The organism is Lachnoclostridium edouardi, from assembly GCF_900240245.1.
Lineage (GTDB): Bacteria > Bacillota > Clostridia > Lachnospirales > Lachnospiraceae > Lachnoclostridium_A > Lachnoclostridium_A edouardi.
Map to the genome: position 1 here is coordinate 2,991,961 of NZ_OESQ01000001.1, position 13,007 is coordinate 3,004,967.

The following is a 13,007-nucleotide window of genomic DNA, read 5'->3' on the forward strand; positions in this document are numbered from 1 at the left end:
AGGGAGTGTTGTGGATATTCAGTTGTCGCAGCACTTCCTTTTCGTTTCATTTAGAAAATAAGGAGAAGATAAAATGGCATTTACCCATCTGCATGTACATACAGAATATAGCCTTTTAGATGGCTCTTCAAAAATAAAGGAGCTGACGGCCCAGGCAAAGAAACTGGGCATGGACAGTATGGCTATTACGGATCACGGAGTTATGTATGGAGTGATAGACTTTTACAGAGCAGCCAAAGAGGCGGGAATCAAGCCGATTTTAGGCAGCGAGGTATATGTATCTCCAGGCTCCAGGTTTGACAGGGAAACAGTGTCAGGAGAGGACAGATATTATCATTTAGTGCTGTTGGCGGAAAATGATGAAGGGTATCATAATCTGATGAAAATTGTGTCCAAGGGCTTTGTGGACGGATTTTATTACAGGCCAAGAGTGGACTATGAGGTGCTGGAGCAGTACCACAGCGGGATTATCGCCCTCAGCGCCTGTCTGGCAGGGGAGGTCCAGAAATTTTTAGAGCGGGGAATGTACGACGAGGCTAAAAGGTCAGCTCTGCATTATCAGGATATTTTCGGAAAAGGAAATTTCTTTTTAGAGCTTCAGGACCACGGAATTCCTGCTCAACAAAGCGTAAACCAGGGACTTTTAAGAATGAGCAAAGAGCTGGAAATTGATTTAGTGGCAACAAATGACGTCCACTATACATTTGCAGAGGATGCGGCGGCCCATGACATTCTTCTGTGTATCCAGACGGGGAAAAAAGTATCAGACGAAAACAGACTGCGCTATGAAGGCGGCCAGTATTACTGCAAGTCTGAGGAGGAAATGAAAAAGTTGTTTCCATACGCCCTGCAGGCCCTGGAAAACACTCATAAAATTGCAGAAAGATGTAATGTGGAAATTGAATTCGGCGTCACCAAGCTGCCTAAATACCAGGCGCCAGAAGGCTATGATTCCTGGGGATATTTACAGCATCTTTGCATGGAAGGCTTAAAGGTCCGCTATCCGGACGACGACGGAACCTTAAAGAAGCGTTTAGATTATGAGCTGGATGTAATACACACCATGGGGTATGTAGACTATTTCCTGATTGTGTGGGACTTTATTCATTTTGCTAAATCTAATGATATTATTGTAGGGCCGGGAAGAGGGTCTGCCGCAGGCAGTGTGGTATCTTACTGTCTGGAGATTACAGACATTGACCCGATCCGCTATAATCTGCTGTTTGAGCGTTTCCTTAATCCGGAGCGAGTATCCATGCCTGATATTGACGTAGACTTCTGCTTTGAGAGACGGCAGGAGGTGATTGATTACGTAGTAGAAAAATACGGAAAAGATCAGGTGGTGCAGATCGTCACCTTTGGTACATTGGCGGCAAAAGGTGTGGTAAGAGATGTCGGTCGGGTTTTGGACATGCCTTATGCCAAGTGCGATATGATTGCCAAAATGATTCCCAGAGACTTAGGCATGACTCTTGATAAGGCTTTAAAAATGAGCCCTGATTTAAAGGCGGCCTATGAGCAGGACGAAGAAGTAAAATATATGATCGACATGTCCAGGCGTTTAGAGGGTCTGCCCAGACATACGTCTATGCACGCGGCGGGAGTGGTAATCAGCCGCACCAGCATAGATGAGTACGTGCCGCTTTCTAAGGCGGCGGACGGAACCATAACCACTCAGTTTACTATGACTACCTTGGAGGAACTGGGGCTTTTAAAAATGGATTTCCTGGGCCTTAGAACACTGACTGTAATACAAAACGCAGTAAAGCAGGCAGAGAAAAATTACGGCGTGGATTTGGACATGCTGAAAATAGACTACAATGATAAAAACGTGCTGGAAATGATAGGAAGCGGCCGGGACGAGGGCGTGTTCCAGCTGGAAAGCGGCGGCATGAAAAGCTTTATGAAGGAGCTGAAGCCGGAAAATCTGGAGGATATTATCGCCGGAATTTCCCTTTACCGTCCAGGCCCTATGGATTTTATTCCCAGATATTTAAAGGGGAAAAATCATTCAGGGGAAATTACTTATGACTGCCCTCAAATGGAAGCTATATTAGAGCCTACCTACGGATGTATTGTGTATCAGGAGCAGGTTATGCAGATTGTTAGAGACCTGGCCGGATATACCTTGGGACGAAGCGATTTGGTGCGCAGAGCCATGTCTAAGAAAAAAGCTTCTGTTATGGAAAAGGAAAGACAGAACTTTGTATATGGAAATCCGGAAGAAGGAGTGGCCGGATGTATTAACAACGGAATAGATGAGAAAACAGCCAACCACATTTTTGACGAGATGACGGACTTTGCCAAGTATGCGTTTAACAAGTCCCATGCGGCGGCTTACGCAGTAGTTTCTTATCAGACGGCATATTTAAAATATTATTATCCGAAAGAATATATGGCGGCTCTTTTAACCTCTGTTATGGATAATGTGACAAAGGTATCTGAGTATATACTTACATGTCGTCAAATGGGAATTGACATTATGCCCCCTGACATTAATGTGGGAGTCAGCGGCTTTTCTGTATCTGAGGGAGCGATCCGCTATGGATTGTCAGCGATTAAAAGCGTAGGCAGAACTGTAGTGGAGGCTATTATTGAGGAAAGAGAAAAGGCAGGTCCCTTTGTTTCCATGGAAAACTTTGTGGAGCGTATGACCAACAAGGAGGTAAATAAAAGAACTTTGGAAAACTTTATTAAGTCAGGAGCCCTGGACAGTCTGCCTGGAACCAGAAAACAGAAGCTTCTCATTGCCCCGGAGGTTTTAGAGCAGAAAAGTAAGGATAAGAAAAATACTATAGACGGTCAAATGTCCTTATTTGATTTTGCAGGGGAAGAGGAGAAAAAAGATTTTCAGATTACAATGCCTCCAGTAGGAGAATTTTCCAAAGAAGATCTTTTAGCCTTTGAAAAAGAGGTGCTGGGAATTTATATCAGCGGTCATCCTATGGACGATTACAGAGAGTGCTGGATAAAAAACATTACGGCAAAAACAACAGACTTTGTGGTAGATGAGGAGACGGAGAGCTCTGTTGTAAAAGACGGCCAGCGTGTGACTGTAGGAGGAATGGTAGCAGGAAAGGTAGTTAAAATTACTAAAACTAATAAAAATATGGCTTTTATTACACTGGAAGATTTAGTAGGCTCTGTGGAGGTGTTGGTGTTCCCCAAGGATTATGAAAAAAACAGAGATATTTTAACAGAGGACGCAAAGCTGTTTGTAAAAGGCAGGGTTTCTGTTGGAGACGACCCTGCGGGAAAACTGATTTTAGAGCAGGTAATTCCTTTTGAACAGGTTCCAAGAGAGCTGTGGATTCAATTTCCAGACAAGGAAAGCTATATGGAAAGGGAGGAAGAACTTCTCAGTATATTAAAAGAGTCTGACGGACAAGATACAGTAATCTTATATTTAAACAAGGAAAAGGCCAAAAAGGTTCTTCCAGCCAACTGGAATGTAAAAGCAGGCAAGGAATTGCTGGACACTCTCACTAAAAAATATGGTGAAAAAAATGTCAAACTGGTGGAAAAAACTATTGAAAAGATAGGGAAAATGAATTAGAATATCATTTGAGTATATATGGAAGATTAAGGAATCATAATGCATGGAGGGAAGACTATGGCAAAAGAGGTAAAAACAATCGGCATATTAACCAGCGGTGGAGATGCACCTGGAATGAATGCAGCTATCAGAGCAGTAGTCAGAACCGCAATTAACAGAGGACTGAAAGTAAAGGGAATTATGAGAGGCTATGCAGGCCTCCTTCAGGAAGAAATAGTAGATATGGACAGCAGCAGCGTAGCTGATATTATTCACCGTGGAGGAACTATTCTTTACACAGCCAGATGTCAGGAATTTACTACAGCAGAGGGACAGCAAAAAGGCGCTGAAATCTGCCGCAAGCATGGAATCGACGGCATGGTTGTAATCGGAGGCGACGGCTCCTTCAGAGGCGCAGGAAAGCTTTCTGCTTTGGGAATTAACACCATCGGCCTTCCGGGAACCATTGACCTGGATATTGCATGTACAGATTACACCATTGGATTTGACACTGCAGTCAATACAGCTATGGAGGCCATTGACAAGGTAAGAGACACATCTACCTCCCATGAGCGATGCAGTATTATTGAGGTTATGGGCAGAAACGCCGGTTATATTGCTTTGTGGTGCGGTATTGCCAATGGAGCAGAGGACATTCTTCTGCCAGAAAGATATGACGGAAATGAACAGGTGCTGATTAACCGCATTATTGAAAACAGAAAGCGTGGCAAAAAGCATCATATTATAATTAATGCCGAGGGAATCGGCCACTCTACCTCCATGGCAAAGAGAATTGAAGCTGCCACAGGAATTGAGACAAGGGCTACAATTTTAGGCCACATGCAGAGAGGCGGAGCTCCTACATGTAAGGACAGAGTGTACGCTTCTATTATGGGAGCCAAGGCTGTAGAGTTATTGGTAAAGGGAAAGAGCAACAGAGTTGTGGCATACAAAAACGGCGATTATGTAGACTTTGATATTCAGGAAGCTTTAAATATGAAAAAAGATATTTCTGAAGAACAGTTCCAGATCAGCAAGGCTCTGGTTCGGTAACGATCTGAAAGCCAAACAGGGAATAATAAGTAGGTGCTGCAAAATTATGAACTGCCTGTATAAGGGGTTTTGATTTTGCAGCGCCTCTTTTTTAAGTTTTCCCGTTATTTAAGAGAATGGAAGAAAAGAAGGAGAGGGAAAAGTATTGAAGGAAAAACCTATTGTACTGTGCGGCGCAAATGCCTACACCCAGAAATATTATTTAAATGAAGAATTTGAAGGGCTGCCGGAGGGAATTAAAAAAGAGCTTCAAATTATGTCCGTCTGGTTTGTTCAGGAGGTAGGCGGAATTTTTCTTATGCAGTTTCAGCCTGACGGAACCTTAGAATTTAAAACAGAAGCAGGAGAGTATGACGGAACTATTGACGAGATTGGCAGCTATTTAAAGATAAAGCAGTTCCAGGAAGAGAGAAAAGAGCTGTTAGAGTCTTTGGAGCTTTATTTTAAAGTGTTTTATCTGGGAGAAGACCCGGATTTGGAGCAGTAGGAGCAGGGAAATGGAACTGAAAATCGGAAATGTAATTATTCCTAACCCTTTGGCTTTAGGACCTATGGCGGGAGTTACAGACCTGCCCTTTAGAATTTTGTGCAAGGAACAGGGCTGCGGACTTCTTTACACAGAGATGGTCAGTGCCAAAGCTATTTTATATAAAAACAAAAATACAAATGCTTTGCTGGAAATCAAACAGGAGGAGCATCCTATTGCGGTGCAGCTTTTTGGCTCAGACCCTGATATTATGGGAGAAATAGGAGCCAAGGTGGCAGAAGGCCCCTGTGATATTATAGATATTAATATGGGCTGTCCTGTGCCTAAGGTGGTCAACAACGGGGAAGGCTCAGCTTTAATGAAAAACCCTGAGCTGGTGGAAAAAATTCTCACATCAATGGTAAAGAAGATCAAAAAGCCTGTTACTATTAAAATAAGAAAAGGTTTTAATGAGGAAAATGTAAATGCTGTGGAGATAGCTAAAATTGCAGAAGCCTGCGGAGTTTTGGCAGTGGCTGTGCACGGTAGGACAAGGGAGCAGTATTATTCTGGAAAGGCTGATTGGAATATTATCAGGCAGGTGAAGGAAGCTGTATCTATTCCGGTCATTGGAAATGGGGATATATTTACGCCTGAGGACGGGAAAAGGATGATGGAAGAAACAGGCTGCGACGGGATTATGGTGGCCAGAGGAGCCCAGGGAAATCCATGGATCTTCTCACGAATTCTCCATTATCTGAAAACCGGAGAAATCCTTCCTCCCCCCAGTAAGTCTGAGAGAAGAGAAATGATTCTGCGCCATCTTCAAATGCAGGTGGAAATGAGAGGAGAGAACCAGGGAATCAGAGAAATGAGAAAGCAAATTGCCTGGTATACTGTGGGCCTGCCTCATTCTGCAGCGCTGAGAAATGAGTTAAATCAAATAGATCAGTATGAAAGATTAACAGAGTTTTTATATGAAAAATTGGCCGACTGAAAAAAGCAGACCTTTTCTTGACAACATAAGGGGTTTAAGCTATAATACTGTGAATGCGAGAAGGTTACGCATAGTATACTGTATACTATGAAAAGCTGAATGGGAGAGGCAGGCAAAAGTACGCCTGGTTCAGTGAAGAATTATTTTAGGAAGGAAGCAGATGTGTAATGGCTGAAAAGAAGAACATTTTAACTTATGCAGGACTAAAACAGTACGAGGACGAACTTCAGAATCTGAAGGTATTTAAAAGAAAAGAAGTAGCTCAGAAGATCAAAGAGGCCAGAGAGCAGGGAGACTTATCTGAGAACGCAGAGTATGATGCAGCAAAGGATGAGCAGAGAGAAATCGAGGCCAGAATTGAAGAGCTGGAGAAGCTTCTGAAAAATGCCGAGGTTGTAGTTGAAGAAGAAATCGACCTGGATAAAATTAATATTGGCTGTAAAGTAAAAGTGTTTGATTTTGAATTTGACGAGGAAATGGAATTCTTTATTGTAGGTTCCACAGAGGCAAACAGCCTTCAGAATAAGATTTCCAACGAATCTCCAGTAGGTCAGGCCCTGATCGGCAAAAAAGCAGGGGATGTAGTGGATGTGGAGACTCAGATGGGAACCATCCAGTACAAAATTCTGGAAATTCAGAGAGTATAAAATAAAGATTATAATACAGAAGGAGTGGAAAACGTGGCAGGAGAGCAGAAGCAGACTGTTGCACAGGAACAGGATTTAAACCATTTATTAAAAGTGCGCAGGGAGAAGCTGGCTGAGTTGCAGGCAGCTGGAAAGGACCCTTTTCAGATTACTAAATATGATGTAACAGCGCACAGTGCGGATATAAGGGAGCAGTACAGCCAGTGGGAAGGAAAGGAAGTTTCCATTGCAGGACGTATGATGTCCAAGCGTGTGATGGGAAAGGCCTCCTTCTGCAACATTCAGGATTTAAAGGGAAATATCCAGTCATATGTTGCCAGAGACAGTATTGGCGAAGAAGAATACAAAGAATTTAAGAAAATGGATATTGGCGATATTGTAGGATTAAAGGGAACTGTATTTACTACAAAAACAGGCGAAATCTCTATCCATGCCACATCTGTAGTTCTGCTGTCAAAAAGTCTTCAGATTCTGCCGGAGAAGTTCCACGGACTGACTAACACAGATATTCGTTACCGCCAAAGATATGTGGATTTGATTATGAATGCAGATGTAAAGGAAACCTTTATTAAGCGTTCTAAAATTATTTCCAGCATCAGAAGCTATCTGGGCAGCCAGGGATTTATGGAGGTGGAAACACCTATGCTGGTTGCTAATGCAGGAGGCGCTGCGGCAAGACCATTTGAAACTCATTTTAATGCTTTAGATGAAGACTTAAAAATGAGAATTTCTTTGGAGCTGTACTTAAAGAGGCTGATAGTAGGAGGCCTGGAAAAGGTTTACGAAATCGGCCGTGTGTTCAGAAACGAAGGACTGGACACAAGACATAACCCGGAATTTACTCTTATGGAGTTATATCAGGCTTACACTGACTACAACGGTATGATGGACTTAACAGAAAATCTGTACCGCCATGTGGCCAAAGAGGTGTTAGGCACTACAAAGATTGTTTATAACGGCATTGAAATGGATTTAGGCAAGCCATTTGAGCGCATCACCATGGTAGATGCAGTAAAGAAATATGCAGGCGTTGATTTTAACCAGATAAAGACAGAGGAAGAGGCCAAGGCCCTGGCAAAGGAAAAGGGAATTCAGTTTGAGGACAGACATAAAAAGGGCGACATTCTTAACTTATTCTTTGAAGAATATGCAGAAGAGCATCTGCTTCAACCTACTTTTGTTATGGATCACCCTGTGGAGATTTCTCCTCTTACAAAGAAAAAACCAGAGAACCCAGAATACACAGAGCGTTTTGAGTTCTTTATGAACGGCTGGGAGATGGCCAACGCATACTCTGAGTTAAACGATCCTATTGACCAGAGAGAGCGTTTTGCAGCTCAGGAGGAGCTTTTAGCTCAGGGAGATGAGGAAGCCAACCACACAGATGAAGACTTCTTAAATGCCCTGGAGATTGGTATGCCACCTACAGGCGGTATTGGATTTGGCATTGACAGAATGGTTATGCTGCTGACAGACTCCGCTGCCATTAGAGATGTTTTGCTGTTCCCGACAATGAAGTCCTTAGACAAAAAAGAGACATCAAAAGTCTCCGAAGATGTGGCTGCTCCGGTAAGCGAGGAGACAGCAGAAGGCGCACCGATCACCACCGTGCTTCCGGATCTTTCCAAGATCAAGATCGAGCCGCTGTTTGAGGATATGGTGGATTTTGAGACTTTTGCAAAGTCCGATTTCCGTGTAGTGAAGATCGAAGCCTGCGAGGCAGTGCCGAAGTCTAAGAAGCTTTTGAAGTTCACATTAAATGACGGAACCGACCGGAAACGCACCATTTTAAGCGGTATTCACGAGTATTACGAGCCGGAGGAATTGGTTGGCAAGACCTGCGTAGCGATCACCAATCTGCCGCCTAGAAAGATGATGGGCATTGATTCTGAGGGAATGCTGATTTCTGCTGTGTATGAAAATGACGGCAGAGAAGGCTTAAATCTGCTGATGCTGGATAGTGGGATTCCGGCGGGAGCGAAGCTGTATTAAGATACAGAAAAAGTAATGGAAAATTAAAGTAAGCAGTTGGGCGTAAACGTTGGTTTTACGCCCAATTTACGCCCCAATAATGAAAAAATATAAAACAGGCATCTGATGAAGCAATTTGTCAGGTGTCTGTTTTTATTACCAAGTATGGAAAAAACGCGCCAGTGACGCGTTTTTTGCTGTACTGGTATGAATGGGAAAGGGGAAGAGCCATATAAAAATCTACGATAAAGGGAAATATTCAGGAATGATACAAAATTGTGTGTTTAAGGTTTTGATAAAAGCTATGAGAGCATTTTTCTGTTCTTCAGTCAGTTGATAGAGCGAAGACAGCAGCGGGTCGCCAAATAGTCTGGCAGTGCTTTCTTCGTCAAAAAAATCCCGCAGAGAAATTTCCAGGGCTTCACAGATATAGGAAAGGACTTCTACAGTAGGATTTTTCTTTCCTAGTTCAATGTCCCGCAGGTAACTCTGTGAAATGCTAGCTAAGGTGGCTAATTTGCGACAAGACTCTGCGAGGCTGGCATTAATATGAAAGTGATACAGGACGTTCTGGGCCATGCGGATATTGGGACAACGATGAACATCTATGCAGACGCTACAAAGGATATGAAGATAAGAGAAATTGGTATTTTTGATGAATATCTGGCGAAGCAGAAGACTGACAGCAAAATATGACGAAAGATATTTCTGTACAAAGCTTGGAAAAGTAGTTATAATGAAAATAACCAGAGATAGGATTATAGAGTAAGAGGTGATAGAATATGACGGCGCTTAGAAAAGACGCGATGGATTTGCTGGAACGGATGCCGGAGGATAAACTTTATTTTATTATTCAGATCATGGAAGGTGTAAACGGCCTTTATGGTGGGGAATCAGAGCGTGTTAGAGAGCAGGCGTTTGAGCAGTTGGAAAAACTCAGGCGGAAAACCCCGCAGATTGATTATGAAAGGGAACTAGAAACGTATAGAGAGGAAAAATATGGGACTGCGAATATTAGTTGATACAAATGTTCTACTGGATTATCTGTTGTGCCGCAGCCCTTACGACCAGGCGGCAAAGCAGATTGTGGTTGCCTGTAAGCAGAGACAGGTATCCGGGTGCATTGCAGCACATTCCATTTCAAATATGTTCTTTATTCTGAGAAAGGAGTTCAGTGTACACGAAAGGCGTACACTGTTGTGGAGCATATGCGAATTATTTGAAGTCCAGGGAATTGATAAGGAAAAAATCCTGAATGCCTTGTCTGATGAAACATTTTCGGATTTTGAGGACTGTCTTCAAAAGGAATGTGCTGTTGCTTTTCAGGCGGATTATATCGTTACAAGAAACTGCGACGACTTTAAAAGCAGCAGAATACCCTGTATAGAGCCGCTTGCGTTCTGTAAAATGCTTTGATGATAGGAATACGCCCGATTTACGCCCAAAGGAAGTTAAATAGTGAATAGGTGTGAAAGAAGATGGATCGTGGAGTACTGTCAGGCGTACAGTCAGTAAGGCACAAAGGGCGGTAATAAGGCGTATTTTGTGCCAAGGTTGTTCCCGACAATGAAGTCCTTAGACAAAAAAGAGACATCAAAAGTCTCCGAAGATGTGGCTGCTCCGGTAAGCGAGGAGACAGCAGAAGGCGCACCGATCACCACCGTGCTTCCGGATCTTTCCAAGATCAAGATCGAGCCGCTGTTTGAGGATATGGTGGATTTTGAGACTTTTGCAAAGTCCGATTTCCGTGTAGTGAAGATCGAAGCCTGCGAGGCAGTGCCGAAGTCTAAGAAGCTTTTGAAGTTCACATTAAATGACGGAACCGACCGGAAACGCACCATTTTAAGCGGTATTCACGAGTATTACGAGCCGGAGGAATTGGTTGGCAAGACCTGCGTAGCGATCACCAATCTGCCGCCTAGAAAGATGATGGGCATTGATTCTGAGGGAATGCTGATTTCTGCTGTGTATGAAAATGACGGCAGAGAAGGCTTAAATCTGCTGATGCTGGATAGTGGGATTCCGGCGGGAGCGAAGCTGTATTAAGATACAGAAAAAGTAATGGAAAATTAAAGTAAGCAGTTGGGCGTAAACGTTGGTTTTACGCCCAATTTACGCCCCAATAATGAAAAAATATAAAACAGGCATCTGATGCNGATGGGCATTGATTCTGAGGGAATGCTGATTTCTGCTGTGTATGAAAATGACGGCAGAGAAGGCTTAAATCTGCTGATGCTGGATAGTGGGATTCCGGCGGGAGCGAAGCTGTATTAAGATACAGAAAAAGTAATGGAAAATTAAAGTAAGCAGTTGGGCGTAAACGTTGGTTTTACGCCCAATTTACGCCCCAATAATGAAAAAATATAAAACAGGCATCTGATGCCGTTTGCTTCCTTGTCTCCGAACAATGCGATCGCATCGTTGGTAGCTTCTTCAAGATCACGGAAGCAGACAATATTACCAAAGGACTTAACTGAATTGAGGATACGGTTCGTTCTGGAAAATGCCTGTATCAGACCGTGCATTTTCAAATTCTTATCTACCCAAAGGGTGTTAAGCGTTGTTGCATCGAAGCCCGTCAAGAACATGTTGACTACAATGAGCAAATCGACTTCACGCTTCTTAACCTTATCGGAAAGGTCTTTGTAGTAATCTTGGAAGCCCTTGTTTGATGTATCAAAATTGGTTTTGAAAATCTTGTTGTAGTCTTTAATTGCCATATCCAGAAAGTCGCGGGAACTCTGGTCAAGGTCATCGGTGTCAAAACTTTCATCGTTCAGAATACCATCGGCACTATCCGCTTCGTTTGGAGCGAATGAAAAGATGGTGGCAATGGTCAAATCTCTGTGCCGTTCTGCAATCTGTTTTTTAAGCTCCAAATAATATTTTTTGCAGACAGGAATAGAGCTGACGTCGAACATAGAGTTGAAGCCGTTTACTCGCTGACCTTTCAGACTGTAATATGAATTTCGCATGGTCTTTTGGTCGAAGTGTTCCAGAATGTATTTCACAACCTCTGTGATAGGCTTTGGCGAACTCAATGCTTCCTCGGTGTCAATAGCGGCAACCTGCTTGTCCTGCTTTCCGTCCTTTTGCTTGACTGTGTTGATATAATCGATACGGAAGGGCAGCACATTTCCGTCATTGATCGCATCCACAATGGTGTAGGTATGAAGCTTCGCGCCAAAAGCCTGCTCTGTGGTCCGGAGATTCGGATTGCCGCCTGTTCCAGCGTTAACAGCGAAAATGGGTGTGCCTGTAAATCCGAAAATGTGATAATTCTTGAAATACTTGTCCACCTTGATTGTCTTTTCGCCCTTTTTGATTTGTCCTCCCACAATTCGGGTGTGCATATCTCCAAACTGGCTGCGGTGGCACTCGTCAAACACGAGAACGATGTGCTTGTTTCGGATTGGGTGGCTCGGATTTTTTGTAATGAACACATCCAGCTTCTGAATGGTTGTTACGATAATTCGGGAAGTGCTGTCCTCAAGCTGTCTTTGAAGAACAGCGGTACTCTTGTTTCCGTTGGCAGCACCTTTCTCAAAGCGGTCATATTCTTTAATGGTCTGGTAGTCCAAATCCTTACGGTCAACCACAAACAGAACCTTTTCGATATACGGCAGGTTGGTAGCAAGCTGGGCAGTCTTAAAGGAAGTCAAGGTTTTGCCGCTTCCTGTGGTATGCCAGATATATCCTCCGGCTTCGATAGTGCCTGTTTTCTTGTAGTTGGTAGACACTTCAATTCTGTTCAAGATACGCTCAGTAGCCACAATCTGATAGGGGCGCATAACAAGCAGCAATTCCTCGGATGTGAACACACAGTATTTTGTAATTAAGTCCAGCTTGCAGCTTAGGTCTAAAAAGGAACTAATCGAAAACTTTATTGCTACTGTCAACACAAGCACCAATGTCAATACTGACTGGCAGCGTTTTGTCAGTGAGCAGAGAGAAACCGATATTCAGACTTTGATCACTGAAGAAAAATTGAAACCAGAAGAAACGAGAAAGTTTGTTGAGAATGCTTTTCGTGACGGCATACTCAAAACCACCGGCACAGATGTTGACCGACTGATGCCGCCCGTTTCCCGTTTCGGAGGTGGAGGTTCTCGTGATAAGAAGAAACAGACAGTTATTGAAAAACTGAAAGGGTTCTTTGAGAAATATTTTGGACTGGTTAGCCCAGAGGTTTCAAAAGAACCGGATAAGGTTACATATCTTTATGATACAGAACCAACACTATCTATGGTGGCAGAGGAATCGGCGCATTACGAAAAAGATGTTTAGTGCATAATAATTTATTGTAAATCTTCAATACGATTAAAATGCTAAAAGGGC

The 13,007-nt window shown here is 43.1% G+C and carries 10 protein-coding genes and 3 pseudogenes; 11 read left to right on the plus strand and 2 right to left on the minus strand.

Annotated features, from left to right (window positions below; genetic code table 11):
- Nucleotides 1-73: 73 nt before the first annotated feature.
- The 6 genes from C1A07_RS14365 to lysS all read left to right on the plus strand — a co-directional run bounded on the left by C1A07_RS14365 (nucleotide 74) and on the right by lysS (nucleotide 8,690).
- Nucleotides 74-3,556 (plus strand): DNA polymerase III subunit alpha, encoded by a 3,483-nt coding sequence (locus C1A07_RS14365; RefSeq protein WP_101877702.1) that lies wholly within the window; start codon nucleotides 74-76, stop codon nucleotides 3,554-3,556.
- A gap of 57 nt (nucleotides 3,557-3,613) precedes the next feature.
- Entirely contained in the window at nucleotides 3,614-4,588 is a 975-nt protein-coding gene (pfkA, locus tag C1A07_RS14370) for a 6-phosphofructokinase (protein WP_101877703.1), read from the plus strand.
- Between the two features lie 145 nt (nucleotides 4,589-4,733).
- Complete coding sequence (locus C1A07_RS14375) at nucleotides 4,734-5,075, plus strand: DUF6145 family protein (RefSeq protein ID WP_101877704.1); 342 nt, start codon at nucleotides 4,734-4,736, stop codon at nucleotides 5,073-5,075.
- Between the two features lie 10 nt (nucleotides 5,076-5,085).
- Complete coding sequence (gene dusB, locus C1A07_RS14380; RefSeq protein ID WP_101877705.1) at nucleotides 5,086-6,051, plus strand: tRNA dihydrouridine synthase DusB; 966 nt, start codon at nucleotides 5,086-5,088, stop codon at nucleotides 6,049-6,051.
- Nucleotides 6,052-6,218: 167 nt separating this feature from the next.
- Entirely contained in the window at nucleotides 6,219-6,698 is a 480-nt protein-coding gene (gene greA / locus C1A07_RS14385) for a transcription elongation factor GreA (RefSeq protein ID WP_101877706.1), read from the plus strand.
- Between the two features lie 33 nt (nucleotides 6,699-6,731).
- On the plus strand, nucleotides 6,732-8,690 hold the full coding sequence (lysS, locus tag C1A07_RS14390) for a lysine--tRNA ligase (protein ID WP_101877707.1): 1,959 nt from the start codon (nucleotides 6,732-6,734) through the stop codon (nucleotides 8,688-8,690).
- A 219-nt stretch (nucleotides 8,691-8,909) separates the two neighbouring features.
- On the opposite strand, the gene C1A07_RS16880 is transcribed toward lysS, so the two are convergent.
- Nucleotides 8,910-9,248, minus strand: a complete 339-nt coding sequence (locus tag C1A07_RS16880) for a helix-turn-helix domain-containing protein (RefSeq protein WP_101877708.1) — start codon at nucleotides 9,246-9,248, stop codon at nucleotides 8,910-8,912.
- Here C1A07_RS16880 and C1A07_RS14400 point away from each other — a divergent pair.
- From C1A07_RS14400 to metG, 4 genes and pseudogenes are all read left to right on the plus strand, one after another.
- Nucleotides 9,186-9,365: pseudogene (locus C1A07_RS14400) on the plus strand (tyrosine-type recombinase/integrase); the annotation flags it as partial. The gene C1A07_RS16880 and the pseudogene C1A07_RS14400 sit on opposite strands and share 63 nt — an antisense overlap.
- Before the next feature lie 86 nt (nucleotides 9,366-9,451).
- Complete coding sequence (locus C1A07_RS14405; RefSeq protein ID WP_101877710.1) at nucleotides 9,452-9,691, plus strand: UDP-N-acetylenolpyruvoylglucosamine reductase; 240 nt, start codon at nucleotides 9,452-9,454, stop codon at nucleotides 9,689-9,691.
- Nucleotides 9,669-10,085 carry a PIN domain-containing protein gene (locus C1A07_RS14410; protein WP_180952270.1) on the plus strand — a complete coding sequence of 139 codons (417 nt, stop codon included), beginning with the start codon at nucleotides 9,669-9,671 and terminating at the stop codon, nucleotides 10,083-10,085. The genes C1A07_RS14405 and C1A07_RS14410 overlap by 23 nt, the downstream gene beginning before the upstream one ends.
- A 138-nt stretch (nucleotides 10,086-10,223) precedes the next feature.
- Nucleotides 10,224-10,715: pseudogene (gene metG / locus C1A07_RS14415) on the plus strand (methionine--tRNA ligase subunit beta); the annotation flags it as partial.
- Between the two features lie 332 nt (nucleotides 10,716-11,047).
- Here the strand turns inward: metG and C1A07_RS14425 are convergent.
- A pseudogene (locus C1A07_RS14425) lies at nucleotides 11,048-12,514 on the minus strand (type I restriction endonuclease subunit R); the annotation flags it as partial.
- Here C1A07_RS14425 and C1A07_RS14430 point away from each other — a divergent pair.
- Entirely contained in the window at nucleotides 12,483-12,956 is a 474-nt protein-coding gene (locus tag C1A07_RS14430; protein ID WP_242972327.1) for a type I restriction endonuclease subunit R, EcoR124 family, read from the plus strand. The pseudogene C1A07_RS14425 and the gene C1A07_RS14430 sit on opposite strands and share 32 nt — an antisense overlap.
- Nucleotides 12,957-13,007 lie beyond the last annotated feature (51 nt).